The 12,478-nt window shown below is 71.8% G+C and carries 13 protein-coding genes; 3 read left to right on the forward strand and 10 right to left on the reverse strand.

The annotated features are described in order from the left end of the window. Positions 1-297: 297 nt before the first annotated feature. Positions 298-1,122: an endonuclease/exonuclease/phosphatase family protein gene (locus tag AB0959_RS12160; RefSeq protein WP_366826265.1), complete on the reverse strand. Its 825-nt coding sequence runs from the start codon at positions 1,120-1,122 to the stop codon at positions 298-300. 116 nt (positions 1,123-1,238) lie between these two features. On the opposite strand from AB0959_RS12160, the gene AB0959_RS12165 reads away from it, so the two are divergent. Continuing rightward, entirely contained in the window at positions 1,239-1,634 is a 396-nt protein-coding gene (locus AB0959_RS12165; protein ID WP_366826266.1) for a nitroreductase/quinone reductase family protein, read from the forward strand. A gap of 87 nt (positions 1,635-1,721) precedes the next feature. Further along, on the forward strand, positions 1,722-2,477 hold the full coding sequence (locus AB0959_RS12170) for a class I SAM-dependent methyltransferase (protein ID WP_366826267.1): 756 nt from the start codon (positions 1,722-1,724) through the stop codon (positions 2,475-2,477). On the opposite strand, the gene AB0959_RS12175 is transcribed toward AB0959_RS12170, so the two are convergent. Then, positions 2,414-3,748 carry an MFS transporter gene (locus tag AB0959_RS12175; protein WP_366826268.1) on the reverse strand — a complete coding sequence of 445 codons (1,335 nt, stop codon included), beginning with the start codon at positions 3,746-3,748 and terminating at the stop codon, positions 2,414-2,416. The genes AB0959_RS12170 and AB0959_RS12175 overlap by 64 nt on opposite strands. A gap of 107 nt (positions 3,749-3,855) precedes the next feature. Between AB0959_RS12175 and AB0959_RS12180 the strand changes: the two genes are divergently transcribed. Next, positions 3,856-4,842 carry a helix-turn-helix domain-containing protein gene (locus AB0959_RS12180; protein WP_366826269.1) on the forward strand — a complete coding sequence of 329 codons (987 nt, stop codon included), beginning with the start codon at positions 3,856-3,858 and terminating at the stop codon, positions 4,840-4,842. A 35-nt stretch (positions 4,843-4,877) separates the two neighbouring features. Here the strand turns inward: AB0959_RS12180 and AB0959_RS12185 are convergent, their stop codons facing one another. From AB0959_RS12185 to AB0959_RS12220, 8 genes are all read right to left on the reverse strand, one after another. Further along, positions 4,878-5,057, reverse strand: a complete 180-nt coding sequence (locus tag AB0959_RS12185; protein ID WP_366826270.1) for a DUF1737 domain-containing protein — start codon at positions 5,055-5,057, stop codon at positions 4,878-4,880. A 56-nt stretch (positions 5,058-5,113) separates the two neighbouring features. Then, a complete protein-coding gene (locus tag AB0959_RS12190) occupies positions 5,114-6,595 on the reverse strand; it encodes an aldehyde dehydrogenase family protein (RefSeq protein ID WP_366826271.1) in 1,482 nt (493 codons plus the stop codon). After that, positions 6,592-8,322, reverse strand: a complete 1,731-nt coding sequence (locus AB0959_RS12195) for a D-aminoacylase (protein WP_366826272.1) — start codon at positions 8,320-8,322, stop codon at positions 6,592-6,594. Before AB0959_RS12195 ends, AB0959_RS12190 begins: the two co-directional genes overlap by 4 nt. Before the next feature lie 136 nt (positions 8,323-8,458). Further along, positions 8,459-9,577, reverse strand: a complete 1,119-nt coding sequence (locus tag AB0959_RS12200; protein ID WP_366826273.1) for an LLM class flavin-dependent oxidoreductase — start codon at positions 9,575-9,577, stop codon at positions 8,459-8,461. A 135-nt stretch (positions 9,578-9,712) separates the two neighbouring features. Then, on the reverse strand, positions 9,713-10,489 hold the full coding sequence (locus tag AB0959_RS12205) for a glucose 1-dehydrogenase (RefSeq protein WP_366826274.1): 777 nt from the start codon (positions 10,487-10,489) through the stop codon (positions 9,713-9,715). 108 nt (positions 10,490-10,597) lie between these two features. Next, positions 10,598-11,608, reverse strand: a complete 1,011-nt coding sequence (locus tag AB0959_RS12210) for a questin oxidase family protein (RefSeq protein ID WP_366826275.1) — start codon at positions 11,606-11,608, stop codon at positions 10,598-10,600. A 117-nt stretch (positions 11,609-11,725) separates the two neighbouring features. After that, positions 11,726-12,028: a winged helix-turn-helix domain-containing protein gene (locus AB0959_RS12215; protein ID WP_366826276.1), complete on the reverse strand. Its 303-nt coding sequence runs from the start codon at positions 12,026-12,028 to the stop codon at positions 11,726-11,728. Beyond that, positions 12,025-12,333 (reverse strand): GntR family transcriptional regulator, encoded by a 309-nt coding sequence (locus tag AB0959_RS12220; protein WP_366826277.1) that lies wholly within the window; start codon positions 12,331-12,333, stop codon positions 12,025-12,027. Before AB0959_RS12220 ends, AB0959_RS12215 begins: the two co-directional genes overlap by 4 nt. Positions 12,334-12,478: the final 145 nt, after the last annotated feature.

Here is a 12,478-nt window from a genome sequence, read left to right on the forward strand (position 1 = left end):
GCTCGGGGCTCGGGGCTCGGGGCTCGGGGCTCGGGGCTCGGGGCTCGGGGCTCGGGGCTCGGGGCTCGGGGCTCGGGGCTCGGGGCTCGGGGCTCGGGGCTCTACACGTCCGATGCGACGATCGACCGTCTGCACGCACGGACCGGCAAGCGCCCCGACGGTTGACGGGCTCCGCCGCGGATGAGTCGCGGTGTCCGCCGGATGAGGGAGGGCTCCATGACCGAGGGCCACACGAGCGCACTGCCCAGTGGGAGAACGCGCTGGTACGCGTTGAAGTCGGAGTCGGGGCGGCGGCGGTCACGGCGTGGTGGCCGGCGCCAGATCGGCGACCACCGCCGCGTGGTCCGACGGCCACACGCCGTCGACCGGACCGTCCCCCGCGCGCCGCACCGCCCCCACATGGCCGATCCCGCCGGGCCCGGGCGGTCCCACGTGGACGTAGTCGACGCGCACGCTCGGCCCGTACGTGGCCGCCACGTACGGGTTCGCCATGTCCCAGGTGGCCGAGGGAGCCGTCGGCTCGGCGTACTCCCAGGCGTCGAAGAGGCACTGGCCCGGCACGGGCGAGGCCGTTTTGTACCCGCCGAACAGCCGCACCTCGTCGGAGTCGGGCCAGGCGTTGAAGTCCCCGGTGACGACGGGTGGGAAGTCGGTGCCGCCCTCGTGCCGGGCGACGAACTCGGCGAGCGCGGCGACCTGTTGGCAGCGCCCGGCCGAGGCCGTCGTGGCGGCGGTGAGATGGGTGACGAAGAAGGGCACGTCCTGCCCGGGTGCCTGGAGCCGGGTATACAGCGCGAGCCGCCCGCCGTCGCCCTCCACGGCGGGCAACGGCAGCACCGCCCGCTCCCCGACGGGCCACCGGCTCAGCACTGCGTTGCCGATCCCGACGCTCGGGTCCCCGACCCGTCGCTGCCAGTACCCGGGGTCGTCGGAGGCCGCCCAGGTCCAGTGCATCCCGAGCTCACCGGCCAGCCACTCGGCGAGGTTGTCCGGGCCCTGCTCCCACACCTCCTGGAGTCCGACGACATCGGGCCGTAGCTCCCGCAGCGTGGCGAGGATCGCCTTCTGCCGTGCCTCCCAGGGTCCGAAGCGCCACCACAGATTCCACGTCACGACCCGCATCAGCCACCGCCTCGTCCCGCGCCTTCGACCGTCTGCTACACCTTGCTCAACCGTGCACAGGAACCACAACCGCAGCCACCGCACCGCACCGCACCCGCAGAGGAGCCCAGCAGCCGATGGCCCGCGACAACGACCGCAAGCACCGAGCCGTCACCACCTTCCAGCGCCGGATCCTGAACCCGGTCATGCGCCGGATCCCCTTCCAGACGGCCCTGGAGACCACGGGCCGCACCTCCGGCCTGCCCCGCCGCACGCCGGTGGGCGGGCGCCGCGTCGGCGACACCTTCTGGCTGGTCTCCGAGTACGGCGAGAAATCCCAGTACGTCCGCAACATCCGCGCGAACCCGCGCGTGCGGGTCCGGATCGGGGGCCGGTGGCACGAGGGAACGGCCCACGTCCTCCCCGACGACGACCCCGTGGCCCGCCTGCGCACCCTGCCCCGGTCCAACAGTGCTGTGGTGCGGCTGGTGGGGACGGGGCTGCTGACGGTGCGGGTGGATCTGGACGGCTGACGCGCCGGTGCCGTGCCGGACATCAGGGACGGACGACGGGCCGAAATTCAGGGGACACCGCCCACACTCACCCGTCAGGATCCCTCCATGGACCGCCGACGCCTCAGCTCCCTCGCCCACGCCGACCACCCCATCGCCGCACCCCTGAGCGACGCCTCCGTGGCCCGGCTTCTCGATCGTGCCCTGCGGGACGGGGCCGAGCGGGTGCTGGATCTCGGCTGCGGGGAGGGGGAGTGGCTGGTGCGGGCCGTGGAGGGACGGCCGGGGGTCGGGGCCGTCGGGGTCGACCTCGACGCCGAGACCGTTGCCCGGACCCGCGACCGGATCGCGGCGCGCGGACTCGGTGACCGGGTCGGCCTGTACGCCCAGGACGCCGGCGAGTTCAGCTCCGAGCACCCCTTCGACCTCGTACTCTGCGTCGGCGCCGCCCACGCCTTCGGCGGCCTGTCGCACACTCTGAACGCTGTCCGCCGTCACCTCGCCCCCGGCGGTACGGCCCTGATCGGCGACGCCTTCTGGGAGCGGGAGCCGGACCAGGGCACCCTTGACGCCGGGTTCGCGGCCGACGACTTCACCGACCTCGGGACGACCGTCGACAGGATCACCGCGGACGGATGGACGCCCGTGTACGGGCACATCAGCACCACCGAGGAGTGGGACGAGTACGAGTGGTCCTGGACGGGGGCCCTGTCCCGCTGGGCTCTGGACCACGCCGAAGACCCGGACAGCGGTGAGGCGTTCGCGGCCGCCGCCGAGCACCGTGACGGCTGGCTGCACGGCTACCGCCGTACCCTCGGCTTCGCCACGCTGGTGCTGCGGCGGACCCCGGAGGAGTTGCTCTGATCGCCGGGTGCGCCCCGGCGCACCGTCCCGCCCCCGGCCACCGGCCGCACCAGCGGCGTCAGCGCCGCGACGGCCGCGGTGGCGAGGAACGCCGTGCGCAGCCCGTACGCGTCGCTGACGAATCCCAGGACCGCCGGCCCCGCGACCGTGCCGGCGCCGAGGCAGAGGACCGTCACGCTGAACCCGGTCGACGGCCGGTCGGGGAAGACGCGGTAGCTCCACACCGCGAGCAGGCCCGAACCCGCCATGAAGCACGGCCCGTAGAGCACCGCCGAGAGCATGACGGCCGCGGGAGTGCCCGGCGCGGCGCCGAGCAGGGCGACAGCGGCGGCGATGCCCCCGAAGATCAGTGCGTGGACCCGGCGCAGACCGTGCCGCGCGATCGCGCTTCCCGTCAGGGCGCCCGCCGTACCCGCCAGGCCCATCACCGTCCAGAACACCGCGGACGTGGACGCGTTCCCCCTGGCGCCCCCGGCGTCCCCGGCCACCCCGGCCGCCCCGGAGATCAGCTCGACCGCGAAGGCCCAGTAGACGGCACCGACCAGTCCGTACGACAGCGCGGTCAGGAGGAGCGGGACGGCCGGGCGTCGGGCGATCCACCGGACGCCGGGCCACGCCCCGCGCCGGGTGCCGGGCCGGGCGCCGGGCCGGGCGCCTGCCGTTTCGGTGGCAGCGGGCCGGTGCGTCCCGCCGGGCAGGACGCGCGCGTTGTAGAGGGTCGTCAGCAGGGCGGCCGTGGCGAAGGTCAGCCAGGCGTACCGCCACCGCGCGCCGTGGGCGGTCAGCGCCAGAGGGCCCGCGACGACGACCGCGAAGGCCGTGCCGCTCGCGATCACGCCCATGACGCGCTCGCGCAGGCCCGGCTCCACCATCCGGTCCACCGCGTCGGAGTACGGCGCCCAGGCCCAACCGGAGCTCGTACCGGCCAGGATCAGCCCGGCGGTCAGCGTCGCCGGGGTCCGGGCGAAAGCCACGAGGCCCATCCCGACGGTCGCGGACAGTCCGCCGGCGACGACCAGCGGGCGCGGGCCGCAGCGTGAGACCAGCGCGCCGACCAGCAGAAGCGCCGCCACATACCCCAGGTACGTGGCGCTGCCGATCAGCCCCACCAGCGACACCGACAACCCGAACTCGCGCCGGAACTCCGGCAGGAACAGCCCGTATCCGTAGCGGGCGAAGCCGAAGGTGACACCGATGGCCGTCACCCCTGCCAGGCCCACCCGCCACTGCGGGGGCAGCGACCGAGCCCGCCCCGTGTGTCCGTACGTCATGCCTGCGCCTCCGACTTCCGGGTTCACGTACGTCGATGGCCCCAGCATCCGGCCCGCGACGACGCCCAACCAGTGACGGAAACGTCAGGGTCCCCTAGATTTACGCCATGCCCCCAGCCATATCCCCCACAGCTCCGATCCGGGTCGCCGTCGCCCTGCTCAAGGAGTCCTCCCTCTTCGAACTGGCCGTGCCCTGCGCGGTGTTCGGGCGGTACAGCGGTGAGGTCGAGCCGCCGTCCCCGTGGTACGACCTCGCGCTGTGCGCGACCGAACCGGGGGTGCAGCACGCTCCGGGCGGCCTGCGGATGGAGAGCGAGCACGGTCTCGGCACCCTCGCCGCCGCGGACCTCGTCATCGTCCCGGCCTGCCTCATGAACGGCTACGAACCCCCGGCCGCGCTCCTCGACGCGCTGCGCGAGGCCCACGCCCGGGGCGCGCGCGTCGCCTCCCTGTGCTCCGGCGCGTTCGTGCTGGCCGCCGCCGGTCTGCTGGACGGCCGCGAGGCCGCCACGCACTGGATGTACGCGGACGAGCTGCGCCGTCGTCACCCGCGCGTCCACGTCAACGAACGCGCCCTGTACGTCGACGACGGCGACATCCTCACCAGCGCCGGCACCGCGGCGGCCATCGACCTGTGCCTGCACATCGTCCGCCGTGACCACGGCACGGCCGCGGCCGCCGAGGTGGGCCGCCGCATGGTCGTGGCCCCGCACCGCGAGGGCGACCAGGCCCAGTACTCCCGGCCGAGGACCGCCGCGACACCGCCCGACAAGGGGCTCGCCCCGGTTCTGGACTGGGCGATCGCCCGGCTGGACCGGCAGCTCACGGTCGCCGAGCTGGCGGACGGCGCCGACATGAGCGTGCGCACCTTCGAGCGGCACTTCGCCCGCGAGGTGGGCACCACTCCGCTGAAGTGGCTCAACCAGCAGCGCCTCACCCGGGCACGCGAACTCCTGGAGACCACCGACCTGTTGGTCGACACCATCGCCGAACGCAGCGGCCTGGGGACGGGCGACGCCCTGCGCCTGCACTTCCGCCGCGCCCTGGGCACCACTCCGGCCGCGTACCGCCGCACCTACCGGGGCGGTCGATGACGGGTCCCGGACTCTCCGGCTCCCGGTCACCCCGGTCACCCGGCCCAGACGACCGCCTGCGCGATGATCACCCGCTCTCCGTCGAACGTGATCGACGGCCCCTCATGAAGCCGGTATCCCATGTCCAGGACCTCGCTCACGCGATGGCAGAACGCCGCGTCGTCAGGGCCGGTCAGTACCCGGTAGACGGGCAGCCCGTCCGGTGGTGTCGTCATGCGCCGAGCGTGTCACACGCCCAGCCCTTGGTACCTGACAGAGGCGGGCACGGTGCTCACCCCGGCCACACGATCGCCTGCAGCTCGCTGTACGCGTGCAGCGCGTACGAGCCCACGTCCCGCCCCACCCCGCTCCTCTTGAAGCCGCCGAACGGGGCCTCCATGTTGCGGCCCACGGTGTTGACGCCGACGCCACCGGCCCGCAGGCGACGGGCCACGCGGAAGGCACGCGCCACATCCCCCGACCAGACGTAGTCGATGAGGCCGTAGTCGGAGTCGTTGGCCAGGGCCACCGCCTCGTCCTCGTCGTCGAAGGGGAGGACGACGACGACCGGGCCGAAGATCTCCTCACGGACCACCCGCATGTCGGGGGTGCAGTCCGCGAGGAGGGTCGGTGTGACGTAGAAACCCCGGTCGAGAGCGGGCCGTTCACCGCCCGCGACCACCTTCGCGCCTTCCTTGCGGCCCAGTTCGACGTACGACTCCACGCGGTCCCGGTGAGCGGCCGAGATCACCGGGCCGACGACCGTGCCCGGCTCACGCGGGTCGCCCACCGGCAACCTCCCCGCGAACGCCGCCAGTTGGGCGACCAGCGCCTCGTACACCCCGCGCTGGGCGAGCACCCGTGTCGGTGCCGTGCAGATCTGGCCGCTGTAGAACGAGAACGTCGTGCCGATACCGGCCACCGCCGAGCGGAGGTCGGCGTCGTCGAAGACGACGGCCGCGCCCTTCCCGCCCAGCTCCATCAGCTGCCGTTTCATGCCCCGCCCGCACACCTCGGCGATGCGCTGCCCCACGGCCGTCGAGCCGGTGAAGCTCACCATGTCGACGTCGGGCGAGTCGACGGCCGCCTCTCCCGCCTCCGCCCCCGAGCCGCTGACCACGTTCACGACGCCCGGCGGGGCGCCCGCCGCCTGGAGCGCCTCGGCCATGCGGTAGACCGAGAGCGGGTCCTGAGGGGCGGGCTTCACGACCACCGTGTTGCCCATGGCCAGGGCGGGGGCGATCTTGCCGGCCGGGTTCGCCCAGGGGTTGTTGTACGAGGTGACGCAGGTGACGACGCCCACGGGCTGACGTATCGCCAGGGCACCCATCACCGCGGCCTTCCCGAAGGGGCCGGCCTCGTTGATCTGTGGGGGCAGGGGCTGTTCGACGGGTTCCAGCGCGCCCTTGGCGTACCGCTTGAAGCGGGACGCGCCGACCGCCACCTGCATCCCGCGCGCCGTCCCGGTGGTCGCGCCGCTCTCGGCCTGGGCGAGTTCGGCGTACGGCACGAGGTGGCGCTGGATGTGCTCCGCCGTGCGGGCCAGGACCGCCGCCCGTTCCTCCGGGGGCGTGCGCGACCACGGGCCGAAGGCCTCGCGGGCAGCGGCGGCGGCCGCGTGCACCTGCTCCCGGGAGGCCTCCGGCGCGAGCCCCACCACCCGCTCGGTCGCCGGGTCGATCACCTCGTAGTGCCCGCCGTCCGGCTCGACCCACGCACCGCCGATGAACAGCTTTCCCCCGGCTGCCGCCTCGACTGTCACCTCGGCTGTCACCTGGTGCTCACCGTCCGCGTGTCCCGCCCCGAGCGCAGCACCCTGCCCGGTACGGCACCGGTCACGACGTCGTCCCGGATGGCCTCGACGCCGTTGACCCAGACCGCCCGTACGCCGATGGCCCTGGAGTCCAGCCGCGGGCTGTCTCCCGGCAGGTCGTGCACCAGCGTGGCCTTGCCGGCGTCGATGCGCTCCGGGTCGAAGAGGACCAGGTCCGCATGGAAGCCCTCCCGCACCCGTCCCCGCTCCTTCAGGCCGAAGAGCTGCGCCGGATCATCGGTCAGCATCTTCACCGCCTGCTCCAGCGACGCCAGCTTCCGCCCGCGCAGACAGTCGCCGATGAACCGGGTGGTGTACGGGGCGCCGCACATGCGGTCCAGGTGCGCGCCCGCGTCCGAGCCGCCCAGCATGACGTCCTCGTGCCGCCAGGTCTCGGCGCGCAGCGCCCAGGAGTCGGGGTCGTTGTCGCTGGGCATGGGCCACAGGACCGTACGCAGGTCGTCGGCAGCGCAGATCTCCACCAGGCACTCGAACGGTTCCTGGCCGCGTTCGGCCGCGATGTCCTGGACGACACGGCCGCTCAGGCCCTCGTTCGCCGCGCTGTAGGTGTCCCCGATGACGTATCGGCCGAAGTTGGTCAGCCGCCGCAGCACGCCCGCCTCCTTGGACACGGCCTGCCGCAGCATCTCGGCCCGCGTGTCGGGGTCGCGCAGCCTGGCGATCCGCTCCGGGACGGGCAGGCTCAGGATCGGCCCCCACCCGGGGATCAGGTTCAGCGCGCAGAACGTGCCCAGCGACATGTTCATGGGCGTGAGGATCGGCATGGTCAGCGCGACGATCCGGCCGCCGGACTTGCGGGCGCGCTCGCTGGCGAGGAGCTGGCGGGGTACGCGCTCGGGGACCGCGGCGTCGATCGTCAGCACGTTCCAGTTCAGGGGGCGGCCCGCGGACGCGGTCATCTCGACGAAGAGGTCGATCTCCTCGTCGCTGAACTGGTCCAGGCAGCCCGCCACGATGGCCTCGATCTGGGTGCCCTCGTGCTCGCCGACGGCCCGCGAGAGCGCCAGCAGTTCGGCGGGCTTCGCGTGCCGGGACGCGACCGGCTTGCCGTCGCCGTCGGAGTGCGAGCGCGACTGGGTGGTGGACAGCCCCCAGGCGCCCGCCTCCATCGCCTCCCGCAACAGCCCCACCATCGCGTCGAGTTGCTCCGGCGACGGCTGCCCGCCCACCGCGTCGGGCCCCATGACGTACCGCCGCAGCGCGCAGTGCCCCACCATGAAACCCGCGTTGACCGCGATACGGCCCTCCAGCGCGTCCAGGTACTCCCCGAAGCTGTGCCAGTTCCAGGGCGCGCCCTCCTCCAGGGCGACCAGGGACATGCCCTCGACCTTGGACATCATGCGGCGGGTGTAGTCGGCGTCGTCGGGGCGGGCCGGGTTCAGCGGCGCCAGCGTGAACCCGCAGTTCCCGCCCGCGACGGTGGTCACGCCGTGGTTCAGGGAGGGGGTGGCGTACGGGTCCCAGAAGAGCTGGGCGTCGTAGTGCGTGTGCGGATCGACGAACCCGGGCGCGAGGACGAGTCCGGCGGCGTCCTCGGAGGTCCGGGCCTCCTCGGTGGCGGACCCGACGACGGCGATCCGTCCGTCGCGTATCCCCACGTCGGCGGTGAAGGCGGGCGCGCCGGTGCCGTCGACGACGGTCGCGCCTTTGATGACGTGGTCGAGCATGAGCACTGACCTCCTAGGGCGAGTGGGGGGCGCCCCGTCAGGGGCGCGGGACTGTACCGATATGCGGCTCCGCCGCGTGGGCGCGAGCAACCACAACAAACCCGCAGCCGCGCGACGGCGCCCGCAGTGCAGACGCTCAGGCGCCCTGCCGGAAACGGGACGTCCGATGCACGGGATCCGTATCGATCTTCGGAATCACGTGCTCCCCCACCAGCCGGATCGTCTGCAACGTGTCCTCCCGCGAGATCCCCACGGGCAACCCGAAGCTCAACTGGTCGGCCCCGGCCTGCTCCCACCGCTTGCACTGCGTGAGCACCTCGTCCGGATCACCACAGATCAGCAGCTCCTCGGCGATCAGCAGCTCGATGATCTCCTCGGTGTACTCGGGAAGCGTCTCGGGCCACTGGGGGAACCCCTCGGGACGCGGGAACGTGTCGTGGTACCGGAAGACGAGCGAGGGCAGATAGTGCAGCCCACCGCCGGCGGCGATCCGTACCGCCTCCGCGTGCGTCGGCGCGCAGATCGCGGTGGACGTCACCATGACGTTGTCGTTGACGAAGTCCCCGATCGGTTCGGCGTCCACGACGGCCGTCTTGTACTGCTCCAGCACCCACTCCATGTCGGAGACCTTCTGGACGCTGAAGCCGAGCACGCCCAGGCCCTTCTTCGCGGCCATGGCGTACGAGGGCGGGGAGCCGGCCGCGTACCACATCGCCGGGTGCGACTTCCCGTACGGCTTCGGCAGGATCTTGCGCGGCGGGAGCGACCAGTGCTTGCCCTGGAACCCGGGGTACTCCTCCTGGAGCCACATCTTCGGGAACTCGGCGATGGTCTCTTCCCAGATCTCCTTGGTGTAGTTCATGTCGGTGACGCCCGGGATGAACCCGAGGATCTCGTGGCTGCCCGCGCCGCGCCCGCTGCCGAACTCGAAACGGTTCTCGCTCAGATGGTCCAGCATGGCCACCTTCTCGGCGACCTTCACCGGGTGGTTGACCTGGGCGAGGGGGTTGAAGATGCCCGACCCGAGGTGGATCCGCTCGGTGGCGTGCGCCAGGTACCCCAGGAAGACGTCGTTGGCGGAGAGGTGGGAGTACTCCTCCAGGAAGTGGTGCTCGGACGCCCAGGCGTACTTGAAGCCGGACTTGTCCGCCTGGATGACGTACTCGGTCTCCTCCATCAGCGCCTTGTGCTCCGCGAGCGGGTCGGTCTCGGCCCGCTTGCCCACGTATCCCTGTACAAAGAGCCCGAATTCCAAGGAGGTTCACCGTCCCCAGTCTATTTCTGACACAGCGTCAGATCGGTGGTATGCCGCCGACTGTGGCACCACGCCCATGCACCGTCAATAGCTGACGGACAGTCAGATGCGTGGGGTGTGGGGTCGTGGGGATGATCAGACGACACTGACCCCCGCCAGCCAGCCCCCGTCGATCACGAAGGGCTGCCCGGTGATGTAGGAGGAGTCCTCGCAGCTGAGGAAGAGCGCGAGCCGGGCCACCTCCTCGGGCCTGCCGACCCGGCCGAGCGGCACGAGCTTGCGGTAGTACGCGTCGAGGGCCTCGGCCGCCTTCTCGGGGTCGGCGGCCGGGTCGAGCTGGGCCGGATTGGTCATGGCGGTGTCGATGGCGCCCGGACAGACGGCGTTGACCCGTATCCCCTTCCCGGCCAGCTCCAGCGCGGCCACCCGCGTCAGTCCCACGATCGCGTGCTTGGTCGCGGTATAGGCGCCCACGTACGCCATGCCGGTCACTCCCGCGTACGAGGCGGTGTTGACGATCGTGCCGCCGCCCGCCGCCGCGATCTCGGGAGCGACGGTCCTGATACCCAGGAAGACGCCCACCTGGTTCACCTGCACGACCTGCTGGAACTCCTCCAGAGGCGTGTTGACCAGCTTGTTGAAGCGCAGGATGCCGGCGTTGTTGACGAGCCCGTCGATCCGCCCGTACGCACCCTTCACGGCGGCCACGGCGGCCCGCCAGTCGTCCTCACGGCCCACGTCGAGGTGGACGTACCGCGCGCCCAGCTCCTTCGCGAGCGCCTCACCCTGGTCGTCGAGCACGTCGGCCACGACGACCCTGGCCCCTTCCTCCGCGAACAGCCTCGCCTCCTGCTCACCCTGACCGCGGGCCGCTCCGGTGACGAGAACCACGCGTCCGTCCAGCTTGCCCATGGGGCCCCCTTCGCACGGGCCCGCCACGCGAGCCCTTCGCATGAGTGGAGGTCGGTATCGTAGCGCCATATCTGACTGAGCGTCAGATAGCGCCATGGCGACAGTCGCCTACCCCAGTGGTTCGCTCAGTTCGATGGAGCGCAGAGTCGCCGCCAGGGCAGGTCCGTCACCGACGTCGAGGGCAGTGTCAGTCAGCTTGATGACGTGTTCGTCGCCGTGCACCAGGGCCCGTTCGAAGACCTCCTCGGGGGTGAAGGTGCCCGGTGCGGCGTATGCGACCGGGGCGTCCGGTGCGTACATGGCGGTGACCGCCGCGGAGGCCGTCCAGGCGGCCCGCAGACTCGGTACCCACAGGGCGTGCGGGAGCGCGGGCAGGGTGCGCAGGACGGCATTGGGAGCCGTGGCCGCGTGGACCAGCATCGTCTCTTCGCCGTGGCCATGGGTGGCGTACCGGTGGGTGGCCGCCCGCACCAGTTCGGTGAGGCGGCGGCGCGCCTCGCTCGGATCCGTGACCGTGGCCGCCCACACCGGCAAGCCGGTGACGCGGCCGAGACGGGCGGGGAAGCCACCGTCCCGCGCGGCGATCGGCGTCACCGCGTCGAGAGCGGCGGCCGCGCTGTCGGCGCCGGGCAGCAGGCCGAGGTCCGCGAGGGGCCGGTGGCGGGCGGCCCAGTAGCCGAGGCCGTGGGCGAGTTCGGCCAGACGGGGCTCGGTGCTCTCGCCGGCCAGAAGGGTGCGCACGGCGTGACCCACCCGGATCACCGGGTGCGTCGAGCCGCCGTACATACCGGGCAGAAGACGGGGCCACCACTGCGTGAGCACCTCGCGCCAGGGACGTTCGGCGATCTCGCGCTCGAAGTAGCCGATCCAGTCGGCGGCGCGGCGCGGATCACCGAGCGCCGAGCGCCAGTTGGCGTCCGTGACCGGCTCGACGCCGGACGGGAACTCCTCGAGCTTGCGTGCGTACGAGTCGAGCCAACGATGCACCGAACGCCCCTGCCCGTGCGCGGCGAGCGCCTCGACGGCCATCGGCGCGTGATTGGTCAGCCGCCCGAGCCGCTCGGGCCCCGAGCTGTGCAGTCGCTGCAGTGCCTCGTCCAGAGTCCCGGTCGCATCCATGACCAGGACGGTAGGCAGGGCGCCACGACGGCATAACGGGCCACGACCTCAAGACCCGACCTCAATCTGACCTAGGTCCTGCGATCGAGTTGAGGCCTGCGAAGAAGAACCTTCGCGTCATTTCTCCTGATCAGCGACGAAGGAGCCTTGCCCCAAGACGGTACGGAGCTTGCCCTCCGCCCGGAGAGCGGCCACGGCCTTCTGGATCGTTGACGCGGCTACGTCGAACTCCGACGCAAGATCCACCACTGCGGGGAACCGAGAGCCGGACGGATAGGCGCCCGCATCGATGCGGCGGCGCAGCTCGTCTGCGATCTGGGGCCACACGGGCCTGGAACGGTCAAGTTCCTTGTCGCGAACGCATGCGGCTTGGCTTGATCGAGCGGCCGCACGGTACACCTCGGGCGGTTCCATGGTCATGAGTCGGCGGACTCGCTGGTCTCCGACTGTTCAGCCGACTCCCGCTCGATGACGAACGACCCCTTACCGACGACCGTACGCACGTATCCCATCTCGGCCAGCAGGACCAACGTCTTGGGGGCCGTCCCTCGCGCGAGCCCGAACTCCTGCATCAGCCGGTCGACGCCGGGCACGGCTCGACCCAGCGGGTACACGCCGTTCTCGATCCGGGAGATCAGGACTGCGGCGAGTTGCAGGTACAGCGGGTCCGCTGCTTCCGGGTCCAGTTCGTCATCCGGGCCGTAGCCCTCCGGGATGTCCACCATGGGTTGACCGTATGCGCCCATGAATAGCCACACTCATTCGTGTCATGGCCAGGTTGCCGTGATGCCGGCCGCACACGAGAAGACCCCCGCGACGGATGCGACCCGTCCGGGGGCGTGGCCACCAACTGAAACGGAGTTGATGACG

The sequence above is a fragment of the Streptomyces sp. NPDC046862 genome (genome assembly GCF_040704615.1).
Taxonomy (GTDB): domain Bacteria; phylum Actinomycetota; class Actinomycetes; order Streptomycetales; family Streptomycetaceae; genus Streptomyces.

What these genes read in the sequence shown, in the direction of transcription:
- AB0959_RS12180 (WP_366826269.1), top strand. Translation starts at nt 3,856, where the DNA reads ATGCCCCCAGCCATATCCCCCACAGCTCCGATCCGGGTCGCCGTCGCC.
- AB0959_RS12165 (WP_366826266.1), top strand. Translation starts at nt 1,239, where the DNA reads ATGGCCCGCGACAACGACCGCAAGCACCGAGCCGTCACCACCTTCCAG.
- AB0959_RS12205 (WP_366826274.1), bottom strand. Translation starts at nt 10,489, where the DNA reads ATGGGCAAGCTGGACGGACGCGTGGTTCTCGTCACCGGAGCGGCCCGC.
- AB0959_RS12160 (WP_366826265.1), bottom strand. Translation starts at nt 1,122, where the DNA reads ATGCGGGTCGTGACGTGGAATCTGTGGTGGCGCTTCGGACCCTGGGAG.
- AB0959_RS12210 (WP_366826275.1), bottom strand. Translation starts at nt 11,608, where the DNA reads ATGGATGCGACCGGGACTCTGGACGAGGCACTGCAGCGACTGCACAGC.
- AB0959_RS12220 (WP_366826277.1), bottom strand. Translation starts at nt 12,333, where the DNA reads ATGGTGGACATCCCGGAGGGCTACGGCCCGGATGACGAACTGGACCCG.
- AB0959_RS12195 (WP_366826272.1), bottom strand. Translation starts at nt 8,322, where the DNA reads ATGCTCGACCACGTCATCAAAGGCGCGACCGTCGTCGACGGCACCGGC.
- AB0959_RS12175 (WP_366826268.1), bottom strand. Translation starts at nt 3,748, where the DNA reads ATGACGTACGGACACACGGGGCGGGCTCGGTCGCTGCCCCCGCAGTGG.
- AB0959_RS12215 (WP_366826276.1), bottom strand. Translation starts at nt 12,028, where the DNA reads ATGACCATGGAACCGCCCGAGGTGTACCGTGCGGCCGCTCGATCAAGC.
- AB0959_RS12185 (WP_366826270.1), bottom strand. Translation starts at nt 5,057, where the DNA reads ATGACGACACCACCGGACGGGCTGCCCGTCTACCGGGTACTGACCGGC.
- AB0959_RS12170 (WP_366826267.1), top strand. Translation starts at nt 1,722, where the DNA reads ATGGACCGCCGACGCCTCAGCTCCCTCGCCCACGCCGACCACCCCATC.